This window comes from Streptomyces dysideae (assembly GCF_001514305.1).
GTDB lineage: Bacteria > Actinomycetota > Actinomycetes > Streptomycetales > Streptomycetaceae > Streptomyces > Streptomyces dysideae.
This window is the reverse complement of the sequence record NZ_KQ949080.1, coordinates 249882-271150: the sequence shown is the minus strand read 5'-3', so window position 1 is coordinate 271150 and position 21269 is coordinate 249882. Positions and strand designations below refer to the sequence as shown.

Here is a 21269-nt window from a genome sequence, read left to right as displayed (position 1 = left end):
GGCATGGGTCCCCTGCTGGAATAGATGCCCTCCCTGACCTCGATCGTTACTTCCAGCGATCAAGGCGGGGCTCGTGACCGACCTGAAGGTCTTCAGGATGAGAGGCGGCCTGGCAACGGAGGTGCCGAGGCAGGCCGGGTAGAACCTGACGCAAGAGGAAGGGCGGCTGGTGCATCGATTTCTCGATGCACCAGCCGCCCCGGCGTCTGTAGTCCGTCGGCCCTGGCCCGGTCGCTCTCATACTCATGCCTCTGGCCCTGCCAGGACGAAGTCGTCCTGGGTCAGCTCCGCTCGGAGCCTGGCCTCGGCGACGTCGGCGTAATGCGCGGAGAGCTCGACCCCCACGAACTGCCGGCCCTCACGCAAGGCGGCGACGCCTGTGGAACCGCTGCCGGTGAAGGGATCGAGGACGGTGCCGCCTTCGGGGCAGATCTGCACGAGCTGCTGCATGATCTCGACCGGCTTCTGAGTGATGTGGACCCGGTCCTTGCGGGGCTGGGAGGCGATGAAGTGGCCGGGCAGGTAGAGGTCCCGGTCCTTTTCGAGGCTGCCCTTGACGCCCCAGACGATGAACTCCGCCGACTGCTTGAACCCGCCCTTGCGGGTCCGGCTGGCGGGCTTGATCCAGGGGATCGTGCCGCTCCAGGTCCAGCCCGCCATCTGCAGGGCGTCGGACGTCGTCGGCTCCTGGCGCCAGTCGGAGAAGACCATGGCGACGGAGTGCTCGGTCGCGGCCCGGTACGCCTCGGTGAGCAGTGCGGTCAGCCAGCTTCGATAGCTCCGCTGGTCGCGGTTCTCGCCGGGGAAGTTCTGCAGGTCGTGCGCCGATCCGGCCGTGACGTACTTGGCGCGGGCGGTGCGGCCGGTGCGGTCCGAGCTGGTGCGTCCGCCGGAGTTGTACGGGGGGTCGGTGATGACGGCGTTGACGCTCTCGTCCGGGAGGGTCTTCAGCACGGTGAGGGCGTCGCCTCGGTGCAGCGTGTAGCTCATGTGCGGGGCCTCTTTCAGGGCACGACGGGACTGGGCCCGCCCCGGACGGCGGTCAACGGCGGCCGTTCGGAGCGGGATTGCGCCGGAGGTTAGCCGCGATTTCCGGCCGCGCCTAACGAGCCGGTGCCGTGGTTCGGGCCCGGTTCGGCGGTCGCTTGGTGCGGCCGGAATCCCGGTCTACTGTCTCGCCACGTCACCGAGGCGGAGTCCGGCTCCACCCCTGCTGACCTGTGCTGATCCGTGTTTCCGCGTCCAAGGACGCGGGCCGGACGGCACGTTGACTCCCCGTTCCCGAAGCCGTGAGGAGACCCGGTGCACCGCCTGAGATTACGAGCGCGGCTGGCTGCCGCGCATGACCTGAACCCGGTGTCCGGGAGCTACCAACTCCCCTGGCCCGGGCCCGCCCTGAGAGGCGGATTCACATCGGCGCGGTGCCGGCGGCTTTGCACGAGAAGTCGGCACCGCGCCTCCTACGAACCGCGAGGAGCCGCTGCGATGCAGCACGCCCTGATACGCCCACGCCCTGACCCAACACCGTTGCCCGGCCGGGCTGTCCGCCCCGGCGAACGGTGGCGGCGATGAAGAAGACCACCGGAGCGGTCGTCGGTCTCTTCGCCTCCGGTCCGCTTCTGCTGGCCGTTCCGGTCCTCGCCGTCGGGGCCGGGACTGCTACGGCCTCCTGTTCGACCGGCGGTCCACAGGCTGTGGATACCTCGGCCGTTGCTGCTCAGGTGAAGGCGATCCTGGACGGCGGGGGCAAGGGCACGGTCTCCGTGCCGGGCCTGGGAGACCCGGCCGAGCAGATCCCCAACGCCAAGACCATCCAGGCCACCGGCGTCGCGATGAACATCCCGGCCCGGGGCCAGATCGTGGCTCTGGCGACCGCCCTGCAGGAGAGCGGCCTGCGGAACCTCACCTACGGCGACCGCGACTCGCTGGGCCTGTTCCAGCAGCGGCCGTCGCAGGGGTGGGGCACCGCGAACGAGATCCTCGACCCGGTGCACGCCTCGACGAAGTTCTACGAGGCGTTGGAAAAGGTCTCGGGCTGGCAGTCCCTGTCCGTCACCCAGGCCGCCCAGGCGGTGCAGAGGTCCGGCTTCCCCGAGGCTTACGCGAAGTGGGAGCCCTTGGCCACCGCCTTGCAGCAGGCGATCGAGCCGCTGCTGTCGAAGGCCGGCGGCACGTCGCCGAGCCCTTCGCCGTCCGGCTCGGACAGCACAGCCACTGCTGCGTCGAGTACCGCGGGCGGTTGTACGGCCGGCGGGGACGGCACCGATTTCGGAACCATCCCGCCCGGCGCGGTGCCGACCGGATACAAGATTCCGGCAGACGCTCCGCTCAAGGTCCAGACGGCGATCCGCTGGGCGCTCGGCCAACTCGGCACCCCGTACCAGTGGGGCGGGAGCTGCACCGACTCCCACGGGAGCGACCCCATGGGCCGCTGCGACTGCTCCTCGCTGATGCAGCAGGCGTACAGGGCCGCCGGCGTCACCCTCACGCGGACGACGTACACGCAGGTCAAGGAGGGCAAGCCGGTATCGGTCGACGCTCTCCGGCCCGGTGACCTCGTCTTCACCGAAGGGACTGCCGAAGTCCCGGAACACGTCGGGATGGTCGTCGGCCAAGGCCTGATCGTGCACGCCCCGCGCACCGGGGACGTGGTCCGCCTCGCGACTGTCGCGTCCTGGAAGCCGCAGATTCTCGCGGCCCGCCGAGTCGTCTGACCGGCGCTTCTCCCCCTCCCCCTCCTGCACTGGCGCTTCGCCCCCTCGGGGCTTTGGCGTGCACCAAATCGAACTGGAGTTCACAACTATGTACCTCGTCGACACGGTCGTCCAGCTCGCCTACGACCCCGGGATCAAGCCGAACGAGGGCGGGCTGCCGGGTCTGTCGGTCCTCAAGCAGGTGATGGGATCGATCAACCTCTTCGGGATCATCGCCGTGGTCGGCGCGCTCGCCGTCAGTGCGGGCGTGTGGGCCTGGGGCCACCACTCCGGCGGCCACCAGGCCGAGGCCAACGGCAAGAAGGGCGTGCTGGTCAGCGCCGGCGCGGCCCTCCTGCTGGGTGCCGCGAACGGCGTGGTGGCGTTCTTCAGCACGCTGGGGAGCCAGGTCCGCTGATGTCTTCCCGCTCCACGAACCCCGGCGGCGCTTCTCGCGTGCGCCGCCGGGCGCTGCTCGGCACCGCTGTCCTGATGGTGCTCGTCGCCCTCGCCGGCCTGGCCGCCTACCTCACCCGCGACGGCAGGACCTCCTCCAAGGCTCCCGCACCGCAGGCGAGTTCAGCTTCCCCCTCCTCGACCTCTTCTGCTTCCGCTTCGTCACGACCGCACGGCAGCCTCGGCGACCTGCCCGTTCCCCCGTCCACGCACGACCCGATCGCCTTCGGCAAGGCGGCAGCCGTGGCGCTGTGGTCGTACGACACCCGCGCCTACTCCCAGCGCGAGCTGCTGGCTGCCCTGCGCGGGTGGCTGACGAGCGAGAAGAAGTACGCCGACACCGCCTCGGTCGACGCGCTCGTCCCCTCGCGCGCGCTGTGGAAGGAGTTGGCCGCCAACGGCCAGTTCGCCACCGCCAAGGTGAACGAGGCGCACTTCCCCGACTCGTTCACCCAGGCCCTGCAGGCGGACCCCGGGGCGATCACCACCGCGTACGTCTACGCGGTGACGGTCTCCGGCAAACAGTCGATCGCGTGGAAGGGCTCGTCGCACGGCGGCGCCGAGAACCGCGTCACGACCCTCGCGGTCCAGTGCCGCCCCTCCCAGCCCTGCGCCCTGGCCGGTGTTCTGTCGGCCGTCGCTCCCTGACCCCCAACCCAGAAAGGAGGTACCGCCATGGGAGTCTGCGACTTTCCGCTGATGGACAAGGTCTGCGGCGCCGTTGACTTCGCCACCAACCCCGCCGGGACCGTCACCGACGGCATCGGGGCGTGGATCGCGAAGTCAGCGGGCGAGCTGGCCGCCAGCGCGGCCGATCTCGCCGCCAGGGCCGTCAACGAGACCACCGCCATCGATCTCAACGCCGGTTGGTTCCGGGACAACTACGAGCTGCTGTTGCCCATCGGTCTCGCCCTGACCGTCGGCACGTTCTGCATCCAGTTGATGCTCGCGGCCTGGCGACGGGACGAACGCGCACTCGCCCAAGCCGCGATCGGCACGATGACCGGCGTCCTCTTCTCCTTCTGCGCCGTCGCCTTCACCTCCGTCGCCATCACGGTGGTCGACGCCCTGTCCGACGGCCTGTTCCAAGCAGCCAACAGCTCGGTGGACGACGCGATCCGCCGCGTCATCAAGGTCAACCAGCTGGGGCCGATGTACGCCCTCGGCTGGACCATCCCATCCCTGGTCGCCTTCGGCTGCGCGATCGGCGCGTTCATGTACTGGGGAGTGATGGTCGCCCGCAAGGTCGGCGTCCTGATCATGGTCGCCCTCGCCGTCTTCGCCGGAGCCGGTGGTGGCTGGGAGGTCGCCAAGCGCTGGCGGCGGGGTTGGATCGAGGCAACCGCCACCCTGGTCGTGTCAAAACTGCTGATGACCGTGGTCTTCCTGATCGGCGTCTCGGCCATGGGCAAGTCCGACGCCACGGACGGCATGGCCGCCCTCTCCGACGCGATGGCCGGCATCGTCGTGATGGTCCTGGTCCTGCTCTGCCCGTACGCCACCTACAAGTTCGTCCACTGGGCGAGTGACGGCGGCGGACACGACGATCTGCACCGTACCGGCGTCGCCGGCATGGCGGTCGCCGCAGGCGCGGCGAAGACCGCGGGTAGCCTCGCGATGCAGGCCAGCACCGGCACTCCCGCTCCGCAGGGGCCGAGCAAGGTCCCCGGCGCGGGCAGCGACGGTGTCGCCTCCGGCATCAACCCCACCGGCGGAAACCTGAGCAAGGAGGGCATCGACGCCGGACCTCCGAAGCCGCAGACCCGCTTCCGGTACGGCGAGGACCCGAACGCCTCCGGCGACAAGGGCCGCGCCCTGATCCAGCGCCCCGGCATCCCCGCGCTGATCACACGACCTGCCGACAGCGAAGCAGGAGGCTCCGAGGGCGCTCCCTCCGCCCCTCAGCCCGCTGGCGCGTCGATTCCGGGCAGCAGCTTGACCCGCGTAGGTGCCGCTCCGCCCGGCGGTCCCGCCGCACCATCGCCGCCCTCCACCGGTCCGTCGGCGACCGGCTCCCCGACTCCGACGAGCTGGGTCTACCCCGACCAGCCGCCGTCGGGGTCCTGACCCACCACTCGGGGGCGGGCTGCTTCCCTCCAGCCCGCCCCCTTCCCCGACCCCACGGGTGGAGTCCTGCGATGACCTCCAGAAGAGCGCCACGCCTCCGCCTCGTCCCGCCCGCTCCCACTGTCTGGAACCGCCATGTCTGACAACCGCCAGGCCGAAGCCACCACGGCCACCGTGAAGTTCCCGCACCGCAGCAGGCGCGGCATCCTGCTCGGCCTCACCGCCCCACAGCTGATCGTCGTGAGCCTCACCGGCCTGCTCCTGCTCGCCGTGATCCTCGCCCGTGGCGTGGTCGGCGCTCTCGAACTCATCCCGCTGTGGGCCGCCATCGCCCTGCTCGTCTTCGTCCGCTACCGAGGCCGGGCCCTGGCCGACTGGGCGCCGATCTTCACCCGGTATGCGCTCCGCCGGATGCGGGGCCAGTTGGTCTGGCTCGTCCGACCCTCCCGCCGACCGGGCCGCGAAGGACTCCTCCACCTGCCCGGAACCGCCGCCAGCCTGCGCGTGGCCACCGCACCCGACCGCCGGTACGGCGCGGTCCACGATCCCCACGCCGGCACGCTGACCGCCGTCGTCAAGGTGTCCTCGCGCGCCTACGCGCTGCTCGACCCGGGCACCCAGAACGCCAACGTCAACGGCTGGGGCCGTGCCCTCGCCGCACTGGCCCGCACCGGCCAGGTCGCCCGGATCCAGGTGATCGAGCGCACCGTGCCGGACTCCGGCGACGCCCTCCGCCGGTACTGGGAGGAGCACGGCCGACCCGATGCCCCGGTGGCCGGCCAGGTCTACAGCGAGCTGATCCAGAGCGCTGGCCCGGCCGCTGCTCCGCACGAGGCGTACGTCGCGGTCTCGCTGGACGCCAAGGCCGCGCGACGCCTGATCAACCAGGCCGGTGGCGGTCTGACCGGGTCCTTCAGCGTCCTGGCGCAGTTGACCTCGACCTTCGACCAGGCCGCGCGCACCGCCGGGCTCAACCCCACCGGCTGGCTCACCGCCCGCGAGATCGCGGCAGTCGTACGAACGGCGTACGACCCCAAGGCCCTTGCCGCACTGGACCGTTGGTCCTCTTCCGGGCGCCCCGAGGCCGACGCAGGCGCGGCCGGCCCGGTCGTGGTCGTCGAGAAGTCGGACCACATCGCGACCGACTCCGCCGTCCACTGCACGTACTGGGTGGAGAACTGGCCCCGCACCGAGACGTCGGCGGGCTTCCTGCACCAGCTCCTGTTCACCGCCGGGGTACGGCGGACCCTGTCGCTGTCGTACGAGCCGAAGGGGCTGGACGCCGCGCTGCGCGATGTCCAGCGCAAGAAGGCCAGCGTGATCGCGGACGCTGCCGAGCGAGCGCGGCGCGGCCAGGTCGACTCCGAAGCGGACTCCATCGAGTACCAGGACATCAAGTCCCGGGAGCGCCAGCTCATCGCGGGCCACGCGGATGTCGCCCTGACCGGCCTGCTGACCGTCTCGGCCGACTCCGAGGAGGAGCTTCGTTCCGCCTGCGCGGTCGTGGAGACCGCGGCGGTCGGCGCCCAGCTCGACCTCCGGCCGCTGACCTGGCAGCAGGCCGAAGCGTTCACCGCCGCCGCCATGCCGCTCGCCCTCGCCGTCTGATGCCGGCCCTCCTCCCTTCCGAAAGAGCACCCCCATGTCCCGCACCGCCAGCCCGACCGCGCAGGACTTCGTGCCCTTCGCCACCGCCGCGCTCGACTTCCACCGCGCGCTCAACGTGCCAGGCGGTCCTCTCGTCACCACCCGCGCCGAGCTCGACGCCCTGCACGCCCACCTCATCTCGCTGCTCGGCCTGCTCGATGCCCACGCCGCCCGCACAGGCCGTCTCGTGCCGATCGAGGGCGACCAGCTCAGCGCCGCCCGCACCCGGATCTGGCAGGCCGCCGACCACGTCCACGCCGCCTACCACGCGGCCCCCCGGCCGGACTCCGGCGAGGTCCCCGACCGCGAGGCGTGCCAGGCCGGCCTGCCAGAAGACGCACCGGAACTGACCATCTGCCAGCGCCACCAGCGCACCGCGCACCTGGTCCGACGCCGTACCACCCCGGCCGACCTCCACGCCCCGTTCACCGGCCTCGTCCGCCACTGACTCTGCCTCCCGTCTGGAGAATCGTTCATGCCCCGCACCCGCGCCAGCGCCTCCCCCCTGTTCGTCCCCCGCAAGGCATCGCGCGCCGAGCAGCGCGCCGCCCGCGCCGGTTTCGCCGAGGCCCGGCGCCAGGCCCGCCTCGCCGGAGCCCCGCCCAAGCGCCGCGACGAGGAGGCCCTCGACCCGGAGCTGCGGCCGGCCTATCCGCCGTCCGGACGCCCCGGCTCCTCCTCGGCACGCGGCGGCAAGCTCCGCCTGCCCGCCCACCGGATGACCACCGCCACCGTGTCCGGGGCCTATCCCTTCCTCGCCGAGGGCGGACTGGGCGCCGAGGGCATCTTCATCGGCCGCGACGTCCACGCGGAGGCCGCGTTCTGCTACGACCCGTTCTCGCTCTACAGCAGCGGCCGGATCGAGGGCTTCACCAACCCCAACGCAGTCCTGGCCGGGATCATCGGCATGGGCAAGTCCGCGCTGGCCAAGTCCATCGCCACCCGGGCGATCGCCCACGGTTACCGGGTCTACGTGCCCTGCGACCCCAAGGGCGAGTGGACGGCCGTCGCGCAGGCTCTCGGCGGCTACAGCATCGCGCTGGGGCCGGGGCTCCCGGGCAGGCTGAACCCCCTGGATGCCCCGGCCCGGCCCGCCTCGGTGAGCGAGGACGACTGGTCGACCGAGGTCCGCAAGCGCCGTCTCCTGCTCCTGGCCGGCCTCGCGCGCACCGTGCTCAAGCGCGATCTCCAGCCGATGGAACACACGGCTCTCGATCTCGCGCTGGACCTGGTCGTCACCGAAGCCGAGGCAGGCGGCACTGTGCCCCTGCTCGGCGAGATCGCGCACACCCTCGGCTCACCCGAGCACCTTGACCGGGCTCTCGGCGACCAGGCCGGGCGTATGGGGGCCGCAGCGCAGGACCTCGCACATGCCCTGCGCCGTCTGGTCCACGGCGACTTGAGCGGCATGTTCGACGCGCCCTCGACCGTGGCCTTCGACCCAACCACCCCGATGCTGTCCATCGACCTCTCCCGCCTGGGCGGCTCGGGCGACGACACCGCGCTGGTCCTCGCGATGACCTGCGCGAGCGCCTGGATGGAGTCCGCGCTCGCCGACCCGGACGGCGGCCGACGCTGGGTGATCTACGACGAGGCGTGGCGCGTGATGAGGCACGTCGGCCTGCTGGAGCGCATGCAGAGCCAGTGGAAGCTCAGCCGAGGGCTCGGCATCGCCAACCTGATGGTCATCCACCGCCTCAGCGATCTCCTGAGCGCGGGCGATGCCGGCTCACGCGGCCGGGTGCTGGCCGAGGGCCTCCTTGCCGACTGCTCCACCCGCATCATCTACCGCCAGGAGCCCGACCAGCTCGCCGCAGCCGCGTCGCTGCTCGGCCTGACCGGTATCGAAACCCAGGCCGTGTCCGCCCTGACCAAGGGCCGGGGCCTGTGGAAAGTCGCAGGCCGGAGCTTCATCACCCAGCACATCCTGCATCCGGCCGAGCGCGAACTGTTCGACACGGACGCCCGGATGCATGCAGACCCCCGCGAGTTCACCGCAACTGACGCGGCCTCAGTTCCTGGACTGATCAGGGAGGCGCGGCAGTGAGCCCCCGTGAGGTCTCGGGTTCCCGGTCCGGGCTCGTCCCTGGTCTCCGGTTCGGTGCGATCGGGGACGCCGCCCCGCTCCAGCGCCACCTGACGGCCAGCCCGGCCACGAGTCCGGGCGGCGTCTCACCGGCAACTGACGGGAGCGACCGCCTCGCCGCAGCCCGGACCGAGGAGTTCACCGACCTGTTCCGCGGGGCCGTCACGGAGGACTTCGGCGCGGTGGCCCGCCTGCACCAGATGCTCGAGACCGCCTCCGAGTGGTGTCGCGTCCACGGTGCCCGAAGCAGCGCGTCCGAGTTGGACGCCATCGCCTCCCGGTTGACCGATCTCGGCGAGGAGCTGCATCTCGTCGCGGAGAACGTCGACCACGAGATCCGCTCCCGGGCGCACCAAGCGGCAGCAGCAGCCCGTCTCTCGCCAGCGGCGTCGGCCCGGGGAACCTCCCCCGGCCAGCGGAACGACGCTCCGGCACGGTCCCACCTTCCGTCACGCGCTCGCTGCCGCGTTCGCGGTGAGGGACCCGTACAAGAACGAGTAACGACCATGCCTACCTCTCCCGACTCCTCCGCCACCCCTGACTGCCAGCCGCAAGATGCCGACGAACGGGCGACATGGCGGGCGCGTGTCCAAGCCCTGGCCTCCGCCGCTGACGGCATCAGGCAGGCTTCGGACAAGTGGGACGCGGTCTCCGACTCGTACTGCGACGAGGACGGCTGGCCCGTCGACGAGACCGGCTACGCCGACGGCATGGTGGCCCGGGACGCCGCCGCCTGGGAGCACGTCGAGACCTTCCTGGCCCACGGCCCCGAAGTCCTCTCCGGTGTCCGGGCCGCCGCGCAACCGGCCGACTACCTTGACGGCCCGATCAGCGCCGACCTGCTGCGCCTGCGGGGGATCGACTCCGTACTGGAGCGAGCGGGCGAGATCCGCCGCGAGTGGGATCAGGTCATCGCGCTCATGGAGGGGTCGATGCCTGGGTCGCGGGAGCTCTACGAGGAACGAGCCCGCGAGATCCGCAACTCCGAAGGCTGGCACTACGCCGACGAACTCAGCTACAGCGGAGCGGCGTTGGCCCGGGCTGCCGATCACCTGGCCGACCGGATCGGCGATGACCGGTCCGCGCACACCGGGCGTGTCCAGGCGGCCCTGGCCCGATCCGCTACCGGCCGGCACGGTGCCTCTGCCGCTTCGCCGCCCACTTCGGCAGCGTCAGAGCCCCCTGCCGTGCGCCGCTCGCGCTGAAGCCTCTAGCACCGACTTCCGGCGAGGCCAAACCGCCCGATCGCCGGATCCTCGACGAACGCCACCACCCCTGCAGTCCCCGCCCGGCTGCGGCTTCCCGCCGCCGTCGACCGCTGGGGACGGCTGCCACGGAGAAGCCCACATGCGCCCCGATCAGACCCTGGTCACCCTCCAGCGGGAGGGCACACGCATTACGGCGCGCACCAGCGAACCCTTCATCGAGGAAGCCGCCGCTGGCACGTCGGAGCATGACCACCCGTACAGCCACCTGACCACGCCGCTTCGGCAACGCGGACTGTCCTGCACCGTCGAGTACGGCCTCAGCGACCACATCGTCCATGCCGAACTTCCCGACGGCAGCGCCTTGATCATCTCTCCGCCACAGGAACCGCCCACCGACCACCCACCCGGGTATCCGGGGAGCTGGTTGGTGACGCGCGGGCATCCCGACGACTCCACGCTCCACGAAGTGATCTACGACTCGGAGCCCGACGGTCCCCACGCCCGACACGGCGGCAGCATCCCTCGCCTGCTCGCCGCCATCGACACTCGCCTGGACCAGCTCGGCCTGCCGCCCCGGCCGGAACCGCGGCGACCTGCCCAGGAGAGCGGTGCCGACGCGGTGCTCCACCGTGCGGGCTTCGTCCCCGTCGTGCTGTTCCGCGAGCGCTTCCACCGGCTGCCCTCCGCCATGACCGACCCGGTCGAGCAGCGACAGATGGTGACCCGGGCCGTCGACATGCTGCAGGCCGAGGGCTTCGACGTCTCGTGCGATCCCGGCCTGCTCGACCCCAGCCTGCCGCCCCCTGCCCATCAAGGGCTCAGCCTTGGCGACCGGCTCGGCCACCTGACCCATTCCATCCAATCGGCGTCGCACACGGGCGAAGTCGTCGCCGCGCTGAGCGAGCTGACCGCTCCCGGTGACGGCGTTCTCCAGCGCGTCGTGGAGTCCCTCAACACGACGGCCGACTGGTGGGAGGACCTAGGCGAACCCGCCGATCCCCACTACGCGAACCGGCTGCGTTACATCGCCCAGAAGCTCGACTCCTACGCGTTGGACATTCGGTCCATGCGCGGCGAACTGGCCGACCGGCACACCGACCACCCCGGCAGGCTCCAGGCCCGGGTGGGCCAAGTCGCCCCGGAGGAACCGGCGGCGTCCCGGGTCACCGCCGCTCTCGCGGTCTCGCCGACCGCACAGCGCACGACCCCAGCCGCGCCGCCGTCAGCTTCAGCCGCACCTCCCACCCTGCCTCCCGCCCGACCCTCGTCCGCGCCCGGTCGCTGACCGCCGCCCAGTTTGGAGCCCGCCATGTCCCGCACCAGCAGAACCGTCCCCGCCCTCGACCGCCCCGCACCCCCTGCGCCCATCGGATGGATCCGCCATGCCCACCCCCGAGCACGACCCGCTTCCCGACATCGCGGTCGGCCGCCACCCCGACTTCGGCATCGTCGCCGCCAACCCCAAGCAACTGGCGGCAAGCACCTGGATGTTGAAGGGATTCGACTTCCACCCCGTCCCCGACCGCCCCAACCTGTACGCGCTGGCCGACCAGCAGCGTGACGGGCAGGGCCGCACCACCCGGGCCGTCGCGCTACTACGCAAGGCCGGCTACCGGGTCGACGTGGACGCCGCGTTCGACCCCTCGCTGACCTCCGGACCAGCGCCCGCCCTCGACCGGCCCCCGCGCGTCGAGCCGGACGTCGCGTTCGCCGAACATCCGCAGCTCGGTGTGGTCGCCGCCACCGCCGACGGTTCCTCCGCTCTCGGCAGCCCGCTCATCCTGGAAGAGCACGGCTGGCGGCACAACCCGGGCCTGGACATCTACATGCTGCCCATCACCACGCACCGCAGCGAGGCGCTCGACAAGGTCGCCACTGCCACGCTGGCGATGCACCAGGCCGACCTCCAGGTAGCCGTGCAGCCCCTCCTCGCCCAGGACATAGCCGCGCGCCACTCACCCGCGCCCACGACGGCAGCGCGCCACCAGCGCGATCAGGGCTTCACCACTCAGAAGCTCCCCATGAGCGCCGCCGCGCTCGCCGCCAGTCCCGCCCGCGCCGGACTGCCGGGTAAGGCGCCGGTGGCCGCGCCCGCCGCCTCCGGCCCGGCGGCCCGCCCGGTGGACCCGCGCATCGCGTTCTCCCGCAACCGCTGACCCAACTCCCGTAAGGAGCAGTTCCCATGGCCGTGAAAACTCTTGGCAGATCACCCATTCCTGTGGGCACCAGGCTGAGCGAGACCTGTCCGACCGGGCGGCCGACCGTCGCGCGGGGTTCGCCGAGTGGCTCTCCAAGCAGGAGTGCACCGATTGCTGGCGGGCCGCGAAGGATGGCCACGAGCAGGAAAAGGCCGCCTGGCTGGAGGCCAAGCGCACCGAAGAGCAGGCCGCGTCCGAAGCCTGGTCGGAACAGTACCGAATGCCGCCCCTCGAAGGCCGCGAGCGCGCCGTCGCCTGGGGCGTGCGCTGCCGCCACCAGGTCCTGGCTGCCGCGTACACCGCTCTGGTCCTCGAAGGCGAGACCAGTGAGGCGGAGTGGGAGGAGATCGAGGAGGCGGCTCGCACGATCACCCGCGCCGGCTGGTGGATTGATCAACGCTCCTCCGAGCCCGGCGACCTGACCGAGCTGCTCGAAGCGGCCACCGGCGCCGACCGGCCCACCGAAAACCCCCACTTCTGACGCCCGGTGCCTCGCTTCGGCGGGGCACCGGATCTCTCTCCCTGCCAGAAGGCATGGATACGAATCCAAGACGCCGACCGCAAGTGACCGCAGATGGGTGGATGATAAGTCCGCTGACCGGGAGGGGCCCATGACAATCGTCTACATCACAGGGGGCGGGGACTACCACCACGCTCGCCCTGACTGTCCAGGCATCACTGGGGGACAGAAGACCGCGGACGTCCACAGTTGGACGGCGCACCCCGTCGAGGAAGTCCCGCTGTCCGAAGCCCGACAGCGGGGCAAGGCGGAGGCCTGCACAAAGTGCCGAGGCGCCTCACTCATGAGTGGGTCGGCATGATGAGTTCCACGGGGAGCCCGTTCGGCAGGGGTGTTGGCAAAGGCCAGTTCGAGCACGCGAAGCAGGAACTGGACCGCCTCGCTCTCAAGTCCCAGAGGATGGTCAGAGAGGCCCTGGAGGTAGCCGAACGAGCAGAGCAGCGGGCCGAGATGGAGCGAGCTCGGGCGAATGAGGCCGAGGCGAAACTCCGGGCAGAACGGGCAACGCAGCAGCGTTTCGCCCAAGAGATCACCGCAAAGCAACAGGAACTCACTCAAATGTTCCAAGAACTGCAGGCACCGCCCGATATCGAGGCGCTACGAGCGGAACTCGCGGCCGCGATCAAGGAGCGCGACACGGCGCTCCAACTGTTGAGCGAAGCAGAACAGCAGCGCGACGCGGCTCTCCGCGCGCGGGACGCCGCCCGAGCACGCACCATCGTGCGTTCTCAAGAAGGCCAACCCGACGGCCCGGTCGGGGTACGGGCACTCCTGACCGCCTCCACCATCCACGGCATCCTCGAGCAAGCCGAACAGGTGTGCACGCTACTGCGCATGACCTGCGACCCGGATGAGGCCGCAGCCCTGGAACACCATGTCTCGGCACATCCATGGCGGGCCCGCCTTGCCGACGCCCTTGCCACGATCCAGGCCTACGCCGGAGCCAAGCAGGCGGCCGTTGCCCTTCACGGCGTGGCCGGGCCATCGCTGATGAACCTGCAGGCCTACTGCCGTGATGCAACCAGCGGTGCTCTGCTGGCGGTGGGCGATGTGGCCCTCTCCGAATCGCAACACGTCAGCAATAACAAGCGGCTGCTGGCGGAGCGGACATTCCGCGTGCCCAAGGAGGTCGATCCTGCAAGACGCGTCGTGATGGCCGCGCACATACGGATCGGCTCGGGCAAGCCTCCTGCACCCCGCATGCATTTCTTCGACGACACCGACAAGTCTGGCATGGTCGTCATCGGCTACCTCGGCGCACATCTGCGCAACGCCAGTACGAATTAACCCGCGCGTAGCCGCACCATAGAGGTATGCAGCACGAGACCCTCCTCGTCGCCCCCTACGCCGCCTGAGACGGCCCGCCCTCTGCTTCGTGCAGGTGGCTGGGGCGTCCCTTCTGTCACGTGGGCCAAAGGCAACGGGTCCTTTGGGCCCGTATATCAGTGCGCGGTTGCAGTTTCCCGGAGAGCCCTTTGGATCGCGGACTCCACGGCACCCTGGTTCTCGAAGAACTCGACATCGGCGACACTGCCAAGCTCGCTCAGGAGCTCGCTCGGCCACTCAGACCGCTGGCCGTCCAGAGCAGCGACCCGGCTCTGCTGCGGTACATCAGCCCAGCTGAACAGGTAATAGCAGTGCTCGGCTGCCTGGTCCTTGTCCTTGGCGCTGAGGGCCTGCACATACGCGGCCGCGGTTGGTGTCTCGACGGCGACGGTCACGGCCCGCTCCCGACCGGAGCGCAACCGCAGGGACGCGTTCCGCTCAACCTTCCAGTCACGCTTTGCAACCGACTGCACACGCTCGACAACCCTGTCCGCGAAACGCACAGGAGCGCGGCGAACGGCGAGCCAGCGAAGCTGCTCAACCCGGATGCTGGCCTGTGCGACGGCGAGCATCATCGTGCCCAAGTCTTCAAGCGGGCCGAAGGTCGCGATCTCATCGTCCTCACTGCCGATGTTGGCGAGACCAGCCACCCGGATCGTGGTGGCGATGGCCTCGGCGACCCGGCCGGTATCCGTGTTTACGTCCGCGAGGAGCAGCCGTTCGTATGCGGAGGCCTGGTCGGATACCCGGACACCTGCGCCCAGGGGCTCTAGGAGGAGGCGGACGCTGTCGCCATCGCTGTAGGTGATGGGCAGGTCCGCAAGGAGGCCGTCACCGTATTTGTGGGTCACGATCCGGTCATTGATGAAGCTCAGGAGCGCCGCAACGACACTGTTCCGGTCCATTGTCACGCCCTCCTTCCCGGCTCAGTCCAGACGAAGTCTTCCCCGAGGCTCACTTCGCACTCGCCCGCGAACGCTTCCAGGATGGCACGGTAGGTCCCAGGAGCGACTCGCGGCGCAAGTGGCACCGCGGGAATGTCGGTGGGCTGGTAGGCGTCTTCCTCGCTGCCCAGCGGGTTGATCATGTGCTTGTGGGTTCCGTCATACGGGGGATGCGGATCGTTGACGCACAGACGGCGCACTGAAGCTCCCCCGATGAGGTACTGGTAGCGCGGTTGCGAAGGCGCTGGCCAGCGGATATGGATCCGGATGATCCCCTGCTCCAGCTCCGGGAGAACCGTCCGAACCTGGAGCAGTCCCACAGTCACAGACCGCTGAGACTTCCAAGCGATCGCCCCGACGGTCGTCGCCTTCGAGGTCTTCGAAAGCAGCAGGCCGACCGACTGCTGCGTCAGCAGTGGCGAAGACTGTCTCGACAACGCGCCCCCCTTCACGATGTGCGCACAGACTACGCGCGCTGCGCCATGCACACCGAGGCTTTCGCCAGTGCGTTCCGCCGTACCCGCAGCCGACCCCTTTCGCACTTCGGGCGCGAGGGTCGTACCGGGGCTCAGCATTCCCAGAGACGGCGCTGCTTCACCTCCTGCACGCACGGTCCCCGAGGTTGCCGGGGACGTTGGCCTTTATGGGGTCCGGCCACGATGGCGAGCCGTTCGGAGTCGGCGAGTTCGGTCAGTCCGTGGATGGCGGCGTCCATCCGGTCGGGGCCCCCTCCTCCGCCAGGACGGCTGCTTGGCCCGCCCGCACAACGACGCCCACTTCGCCCGCTCCGTCTGGCGCACTTTGCCTGCGACTACGGACTCGATGAGCCGGGGCCTGCGGTCAAGTGTCCACCACTCGGGGGGAGGTCCACCGGGGTGACCGCAGCCGTCTACCACCCATCTCCGGCCAGGCCAAATCGCGGATTCCGCGGATCCTCTCTCCCCGACGGCCCGACCACCCGGGCTCCCGTTCACCACTCCCCTTCGAGGTAGACGCCGTGATCGCCCACCTGCAGCGTGCCAGCCATACCGTCGGCCTCCTTGAGTACCTGTACGGGCCAGGCGAGCGCGGCAACCACACCAACCCCCGCCTGATCGCGGGGGACGGCCACGGCGCCCCGATCGAGATGCTCACCCAGACCGACGCGCTGGCGTACCTGGCCCACGCCCTCGACGCACCCGTCGAGCGCCTCGGGGCCCGAGCTCCCGAGCGGCCAGTGTGGGTCTGCTCGGTCCGCTCCGATCCCCGGCACCCCGACCTGACCGACTCGCAGTGGGCCTGGGTGGCCCGCCGGGTGGTGGCGGCCACCGGCATCGCCCCGGAGGGCGATCCGGACGCCTGCCGGTGGATCGCCGTGCGCAACCAGGCACGGCAAGTGCACGTCGTGGCCACCCTCGCCCGCGAGGACGGCAGCCTCCACAACACCTACCGCGACGCCTTCCGTCTCCAGACCGAGTGCCACCGCATCGCCACCGAACTCGGCCACCTGCCTGCAGCCCCGCGCCCGACACCCCGTGCCCAGGAGACCCCCGTGCCTGCCCCCTACATCACCATCAGCGCAGAGCCCAGCGGCAGTGTCTCGGCGAAGGGCGCCAGCGACGACCTGTCCGCCACGCTCCTCAAGCACGCCGGTTTCCAGCAGATCGAGGACTGGTACGGCCGCCGTCACCGCCTGGCGACCACCACCCCGCAGGCTGAACGCGTCGCCATCGCCTCCCACGCAGCCGAGATGCTCCGCGCCGCCCGGTACAGCGTCGATCTGGACCCGGACCTCGACACGAGCCGGTTGACCAGCCCGGCCAACCCTCTCGGGCTCTACACCGCCGGAGCCGAAGTCCTGCGGCTGACCGACCAGATCAGGGCCGCCGAGAACGGTGCCGGCCTTGCCCAGGCGGTCGATCACCTCCTTCATCCCGAGCACGGCGTCCTGGAACGCCTTCGGGAAGCTCTGGAGACGGCAGGCGAACAGATCACCGACCTCGACGACGAGGCGTACGCGCTCGCCGACCGGTTCGGCTTCGCCGCGGAGTTCGTTAGCGCGGCGCAATCAGAACTCGTCGGAGCGGGACGCGAACTGCACCGCGTCAACGACTCGCGGCAGGACCACGCCGGGGCGCAGACGCAGTCCCCAGCCCCGCCCGACGCACGAAACGTGGCTCTCGCCACATCACCCGCGGCGGACAGGGCCAAGGCGTCTTCGGCGCTCGGAACTCCGTCTCCGGAGGTCGGTACAGCCGTAGGTGCGCCGCAGGTCACAAGCCCTCGGACCCGTTAGACCGGCCAAGGTCCGAAAGATCTGTCCAACCCACCCGGCACCGACCCGACACCCCACCCAAGGAGGAATAGTGCCCGAGTTCCACCCGAGCATCGGCGAGGCCGTAGGCGCCGCGATGCAGCACAACATCCGGCTTGCCTACGGCGGCAAGGCGCCCGGCTCCGACACGCCCCCGCAGGTCCGACACCTGCCCCACCCGTCGGCCGACCCGTACTCCGTCCCGGGGATGATCGCCCGGCTCACGGAGACAGCGACTCCCCATGAGGTCGCCGGAATCATCGAGGAGGTCAACGGAGCGTTCGGGGCACTCCCCCAGCTGACCGAACTCATGGCCGCAGCGGCCGACTGGACCCGAGCCCGTCTGACCTTCGAGAACCCGCACCACAACCCGGCCTTCGAGACGTGGACACGGCTGGCCGCCGCCACCCGCATGCTGCGGGACGTCCAGGAGGAGCTGGCGGTCGCCGGGGACATGATCGCCGCGTGCCCTGTGCAACTCAGCGACCCGAAGTACCGCGACGAGGTGCCTGCACTGCGGACCAGGGAGCCGCTCAGCGATGTCGTCGGCAACGACGCGGTCGCGGACAACGAGCCGCCCGCCTCCCGGAACCCGGAAGCGGACCGACGCCGAGCCGCCCGCGCCTCCTCCCCGCACGCTGGCACTCAACGGACCGTGCCCTCCGCCGGTGCGGCATCCGAACCACCCACCAGCGGCCTACCGCCCCGGTCGCCACGCACCCGATGACCTCGGCTTGACCCCCAACCGCCGTCCCTTGCCCCGACAGGAGCTGCCCCTATGACCACCAGAAGAGCGCCGCGCGCCCCGCCTCGCCTTGTCCGCTCTCCCTCCTTGGACCCGCCATGCCCGCATCGCGTACCAGCGCGCCCTCGACCACCACCGGTTCCGACGCGCTCCTCTACCTCCTGTTCGGCGTCCTCGGCGTCGGCATCGCCTTCGGTTCCCTCGCCTGGCTGACCGGCAACCTCACCAACGCTCTTGTCGGCACCGGCCCCTGGGCGCCGTTCGAGGCCACCAACGCGCTGTTGCACCCCGACGTGCTGTGGCCGCACCTGAGTCCCACCGCTCTGCTGGTCGGCGCGCGGCTCGTTCCCGGGCTGCTCTCCGTCTGCCTCACCGTCACTGGCCTGGTTGTGTGGCTGCGGCTGCGCGGCGGTGCGAAGAACGGCCTCGCCCGTAGGCGGGATCTCGCCCCTCTGATGAACAGGGAGATCGCCGCCAAGGCGAAGAGCCTGCGGCCGAGCCTGTCCGGCCTCAAACCGAAGGAGGTCGCTCCCGCGGACCGCGGGATCCTCGTCGGCACGCACTCCCCGGGCCGGGCCGAGGTCCGCGCCTCCTGGGAGGACGTGATCGTCGCGATCATGGCCCCGCGCTCCGGCAAGACGTCCGGGCTGGCGATCCCCGCGATCCTCGCCGCTCCCGGCCCGGTACTGCTGACCTCGAACAAGGCGGCGAACGACGCCTTCACCGCGACGGTGGACGCCCGCGCCGAGGTCGGCACGATCTGGACGCTCGACCCGCAGCAGATCGCCCACCACCCGCGCGAGATGTGGTGGGACGTCCTGGCCGACGCCCGCGACCTGGCCGGGGCGAAACGTTTGGCCGGGCACTTCGTCGCCGCCAGCGTCGACGAGTCCAGCGGTGCCGACTTCTGGTCAACCGCCGCGAGCAACACGCTGGGCGCGCTCTTCCTGGGCGCCGCGAGCCATCGGCGCCCGATCACCGATGTCCTGGCCTGGCTTGCCTCCCCCGCTGACCGCACTCCGGTGGACCTGCTCACCGACGCCGGCCACGAGGCGGTCGCCGCCCAGCTCCAGGGCACCGTCAGCGGGGCCACGGAAACGCGGGACGGCATCTATGAGACCGCGCGGCAGTACGCGAGTTGCCTGCTCGACCCGGAGATCGCCGCCTGGGTCACACCCGACAAGCACCTTCCCGAGTTCAAGCCCTCCGCGTTCGCCACCTCCCGCGACACGCTGTACCTGCTCAGCAAGGACGGCGGCGGCTCGGCATCGGCGATCATCGCGGCGGCGGCCGACGCGGTGATGCGCGCGGCCGTGGTCGTCGCCGAGCGCTCCGGCGGGCGGCTCGACCCGCCCGCCCTGTGCGTCCTCGACGAGGCCGCCAACGTGTGCAAGATCTCCGATCTCCCCGACCTGTACAGCCACCTGGGCTCACGGGGCGTGATCCCGATGACGATCCTGCAGTCCTACCGGCAGGGCCAGCGGTGCTGGGGCGAGGCCGGCATGGACGCACTGTGGAGCGCCGCCACGGTCAAGATCGTCGGCTCCGGGATCGACGACATCGACTTCGCCGACAAGCTGAGCCGCGCGATCGGGGAGCACGAGGTACGGACCGTCTCCGTCTCCCGCTCCGACAGCGGCAAGTCGACGTCCGTGTCCATGCGCACCGAGCGGATCCTCGCCCCCGACGCGATCCGTGCGCTGCCCAAGGGCAAGGCGCTCCTCCTGGCCACCGGCCTGCGCATCGCGCTGCTCGACCTCAAGCCCTGGTACAAGGAGCCGTCAGCGAAGACCATCGCACCTGCCTCCGCCGCCGCCACGGCCACCATCACCGACCGCGCACTCGCGAAGGCGAACAACTCCGGCTTCGGGCGTGCGGCATGAGCGGGGTCTGGGACGTCCCCGCCGCCGAACGCGTCGCCGCCCTCCGGCGCGAAGCAGCCCACCACCCCGAGTCCGGAGCGCAGGAACTGTCGGATCTGGAACTCCTCAACCGGGCCTACGAGTCCGTCGTCCGCGACCGGATCGACACCCACGACGCCTACATGCGCCTGCTCACCGATCTACGCCACCACGACGACCAGGTCCGCGCCGGGGCCGTGGCCGGCTTCCGCCCCCAGATCGACCGCATCGCCCGCCACGTCGTCAACGAACACCTCAAGCCCTACTGGCAGTTGGTCCACCGCGTCGAACACCTGCCGGAACGGCTCTCCGCCAGGGAAATCGAATCGCTGCGGTCCCAGGCGGCGTCGGTGCGGCACTGGCTACGCCAGGACGGGCCCGCCGAGGACCGGCTCGACCCCGGCGACGCCCGGGAACACCTCAGCACTCTGCGCACCGTCCTCGCCGCGCTCAAGGGACGCCGGGACGTCTCCACGGACGACGCACTGCGGCTCATGGACGCGGCTCTCAACGACGGACCGCTGCTCGACCTGTTCGAGGTCGGCACACCCGAACCGCTGCCCGAGCCCGCCCCACCCGCCTTCGCCGGACCCGGCTGGACAGTCCACGCCCACATGTGGACCTACCAGCCGGCACCCGACGACGGCTTCGTCACCGCCGTCCGGCTCGGCGACGAATGGCGCATCGACCTGTGGTCCCCCGCCGGCCCCCTCCTCGCACGCGGCACCGCACCCGAGAACGACGTCGCCGCCCTCGCCGAAGCCCTCGTCGCCCGGGCCCCGGCCTGGACCGCGGACCGCTCCGACTACGCCTGGCGCCGCTTCACCGACACCGCCAACGCCCTCCGGCACACCGACGACGCCTCCCCACGAGTCCGAGCCGCCACCACACGCACCACGACTCCCCACCGCCCCACACCGCACACCCCACCGCCCACCACGTCGTCCCTCCCGGCGTCCGCGCAGACGGCCCTCGACCGCGGCCGTCGCCGCTGACGGAGGGCACGCCGCTGCTCGGCCAGGCGTATCCGCACTGCAGTCGCCGGCCTCTGGACCAGGCACCGATCGACCGGGTCACCGCCCACGAGTGGTCCGGACGTCAGGGCGACATCTTCGACGCGCTCGCGGACGCCGAACCGGAGAACGGCGATCCGGACGGCTGCCTGCCCTGGTCCTGCCGCTCCGG

At 70.7% G+C, this 21269-nt stretch carries 20 protein-coding genes; 16 read left to right on the top strand and 4 right to left on the bottom strand.

The window, feature by feature from the left end:
* Nucleotides 1–243: 243 nt before the first annotated feature.
* Entirely contained in the window at nucleotides 244–990 is a 747-nt protein-coding gene (locus AQJ91_RS13150; RefSeq protein ID WP_067020069.1) for a DNA-methyltransferase, read from the bottom strand.
* Between the two features lie 578 nt (nucleotides 991–1568).
* Between AQJ91_RS13150 and AQJ91_RS13145 the strand changes: the two genes are divergently transcribed.
* The 7 genes from AQJ91_RS13145 (at nucleotide 1569) to AQJ91_RS13115 (ending at nucleotide 8910) form a co-directional block, all read left to right on the top strand.
* Complete coding sequence (locus AQJ91_RS13145; protein WP_067020066.1) at nucleotides 1569–2714, top strand: C40 family peptidase; 1146 nt, start codon at nucleotides 1569–1571, stop codon at nucleotides 2712–2714.
* Nucleotides 2715–2802: 88 nt separating this feature from the next.
* Nucleotides 2803–3111: a DUF6112 family protein gene (locus tag AQJ91_RS13140; protein WP_067020063.1), complete on the top strand. Its 309-nt coding sequence runs from the start codon at nucleotides 2803–2805 to the stop codon at nucleotides 3109–3111.
* Nucleotides 3111–3797, top strand: a complete 687-nt coding sequence (locus AQJ91_RS13135) for a hypothetical protein (RefSeq protein ID WP_067020062.1) — start codon at nucleotides 3111–3113, stop codon at nucleotides 3795–3797. The genes AQJ91_RS13140 and AQJ91_RS13135 overlap by 1 nt, the downstream gene beginning before the upstream one ends.
* Nucleotides 3798–3824: 27 nt before the next feature.
* Nucleotides 3825–5216 (top strand): SCO6881 family protein, encoded by a 1392-nt coding sequence (locus AQJ91_RS13130; protein WP_067020059.1) that lies wholly within the window; start codon nucleotides 3825–3827, stop codon nucleotides 5214–5216.
* 135 nt (nucleotides 5217–5351) lie between these two features.
* Entirely contained in the window at nucleotides 5352–6824 is a 1473-nt protein-coding gene (locus tag AQJ91_RS13125) for an SCO6880 family protein (RefSeq protein WP_067020056.1), read from the top strand.
* Between the two features lie 34 nt (nucleotides 6825–6858).
* The gene (locus AQJ91_RS13120) at nucleotides 6859–7311 is read left to right on the top strand and encodes a DUF6238 family protein (protein WP_067020054.1); all 453 of its coding nucleotides are present in this window, start codon (nucleotides 6859–6861) and stop codon (nucleotides 7309–7311) included.
* A 27-nt stretch (nucleotides 7312–7338) separates the two neighbouring features.
* Nucleotides 7339–8910, top strand: a complete 1572-nt coding sequence (locus tag AQJ91_RS13115) for an ATP-binding protein (protein ID WP_067020051.1) — start codon at nucleotides 7339–7341, stop codon at nucleotides 8908–8910.
* 125 nt (nucleotides 8911–9035) lie between these two features.
* On the opposite strand, the gene AQJ91_RS53535 is transcribed toward AQJ91_RS13115, so the two are convergent.
* Nucleotides 9036–9281 carry a hypothetical protein gene (locus AQJ91_RS53535; protein WP_159054549.1) on the bottom strand — a complete coding sequence of 82 codons (246 nt, stop codon included), beginning with the start codon at nucleotides 9279–9281 and terminating at the stop codon, nucleotides 9036–9038.
* A gap of 174 nt (nucleotides 9282–9455) precedes the next feature.
* Here AQJ91_RS53535 and AQJ91_RS13110 point away from each other — a divergent pair, with 174 nt between their 5' ends.
* The 5 genes from AQJ91_RS13110 to AQJ91_RS13090 all read left to right on the top strand — a co-directional run bounded on the left by AQJ91_RS13110 (nucleotide 9456) and on the right by AQJ91_RS13090 (nucleotide 14162).
* Nucleotides 9456–10154 carry a hypothetical protein gene (locus AQJ91_RS13110; protein WP_234382181.1) on the top strand — a complete coding sequence of 233 codons (699 nt, stop codon included), beginning with the start codon at nucleotides 9456–9458 and terminating at the stop codon, nucleotides 10152–10154.
* 142 nt (nucleotides 10155–10296) lie between these two features.
* Nucleotides 10297–11442, top strand: coding sequence for a hypothetical protein (locus AQJ91_RS54415; RefSeq protein WP_079084866.1), 1146 nt, complete (start codon nucleotides 10297–10299; stop codon nucleotides 11440–11442).
* 97 nt (nucleotides 11443–11539) lie between these two features.
* Nucleotides 11540–12313 (top strand): hypothetical protein, encoded by a 774-nt coding sequence (locus AQJ91_RS13100; RefSeq protein ID WP_067020048.1) that lies wholly within the window; start codon nucleotides 11540–11542, stop codon nucleotides 12311–12313.
* Between the two features lie 262 nt (nucleotides 12314–12575).
* Nucleotides 12576–12836 carry a hypothetical protein gene (locus tag AQJ91_RS58210; protein ID WP_407696847.1) on the top strand — a complete coding sequence of 87 codons (261 nt, stop codon included), beginning with the start codon at nucleotides 12576–12578 and terminating at the stop codon, nucleotides 12834–12836.
* A 336-nt stretch (nucleotides 12837–13172) separates the two neighbouring features.
* A complete protein-coding gene (locus tag AQJ91_RS13090; RefSeq protein WP_159054548.1) occupies nucleotides 13173–14162 on the top strand; it encodes an OmpH/Skp family outer membrane protein in 990 nt (329 codons plus the stop codon).
* Between the two features lie 155 nt (nucleotides 14163–14317).
* Here the strand turns inward: AQJ91_RS13090 and AQJ91_RS13085 are convergent, their stop codons facing one another.
* The gene (locus tag AQJ91_RS13085) at nucleotides 14318–15106 is read right to left on the bottom strand and encodes a hypothetical protein (RefSeq protein WP_067020042.1); all 789 of its coding nucleotides are present in this window, start codon (nucleotides 15104–15106) and stop codon (nucleotides 14318–14320) included.
* Nucleotides 15107–15108: 2 nt separating this feature from the next.
* Entirely contained in the window at nucleotides 15109–15582 is a 474-nt protein-coding gene (locus tag AQJ91_RS13080; RefSeq protein WP_159054547.1) for a hypothetical protein, read from the bottom strand.
* Between the two features lie 560 nt (nucleotides 15583–16142).
* On the opposite strand from AQJ91_RS13080, the gene AQJ91_RS55505 reads away from it, so the two are divergent.
* The 4 genes from AQJ91_RS55505 to AQJ91_RS13060 all read left to right on the top strand — a co-directional run bounded on the left by AQJ91_RS55505 (nucleotide 16143) and on the right by AQJ91_RS13060 (nucleotide 21079).
* Nucleotides 16143–17420 (top strand): hypothetical protein, encoded by a 1278-nt coding sequence (locus AQJ91_RS55505; protein ID WP_234382178.1) that lies wholly within the window; start codon nucleotides 16143–16145, stop codon nucleotides 17418–17420.
* A gap of 70 nt (nucleotides 17421–17490) precedes the next feature.
* Nucleotides 17491–18165 carry a hypothetical protein gene (locus AQJ91_RS13070; protein WP_067020036.1) on the top strand — a complete coding sequence of 225 codons (675 nt, stop codon included), beginning with the start codon at nucleotides 17491–17493 and terminating at the stop codon, nucleotides 18163–18165.
* 116 nt (nucleotides 18166–18281) lie between these two features.
* Nucleotides 18282–20066, top strand: a complete 1785-nt coding sequence (locus AQJ91_RS13065) for a type IV secretory system conjugative DNA transfer family protein (RefSeq protein WP_067020033.1) — start codon at nucleotides 18282–18284, stop codon at nucleotides 20064–20066.
* Nucleotides 20063–21079, top strand: a complete 1017-nt coding sequence (locus tag AQJ91_RS13060; protein ID WP_067020030.1) for a hypothetical protein — start codon at nucleotides 20063–20065, stop codon at nucleotides 21077–21079. The genes AQJ91_RS13065 and AQJ91_RS13060 overlap by 4 nt, the downstream gene beginning before the upstream one ends.
* The last annotated feature ends 190 nt before the right edge of the window (nucleotides 21080–21269 follow it).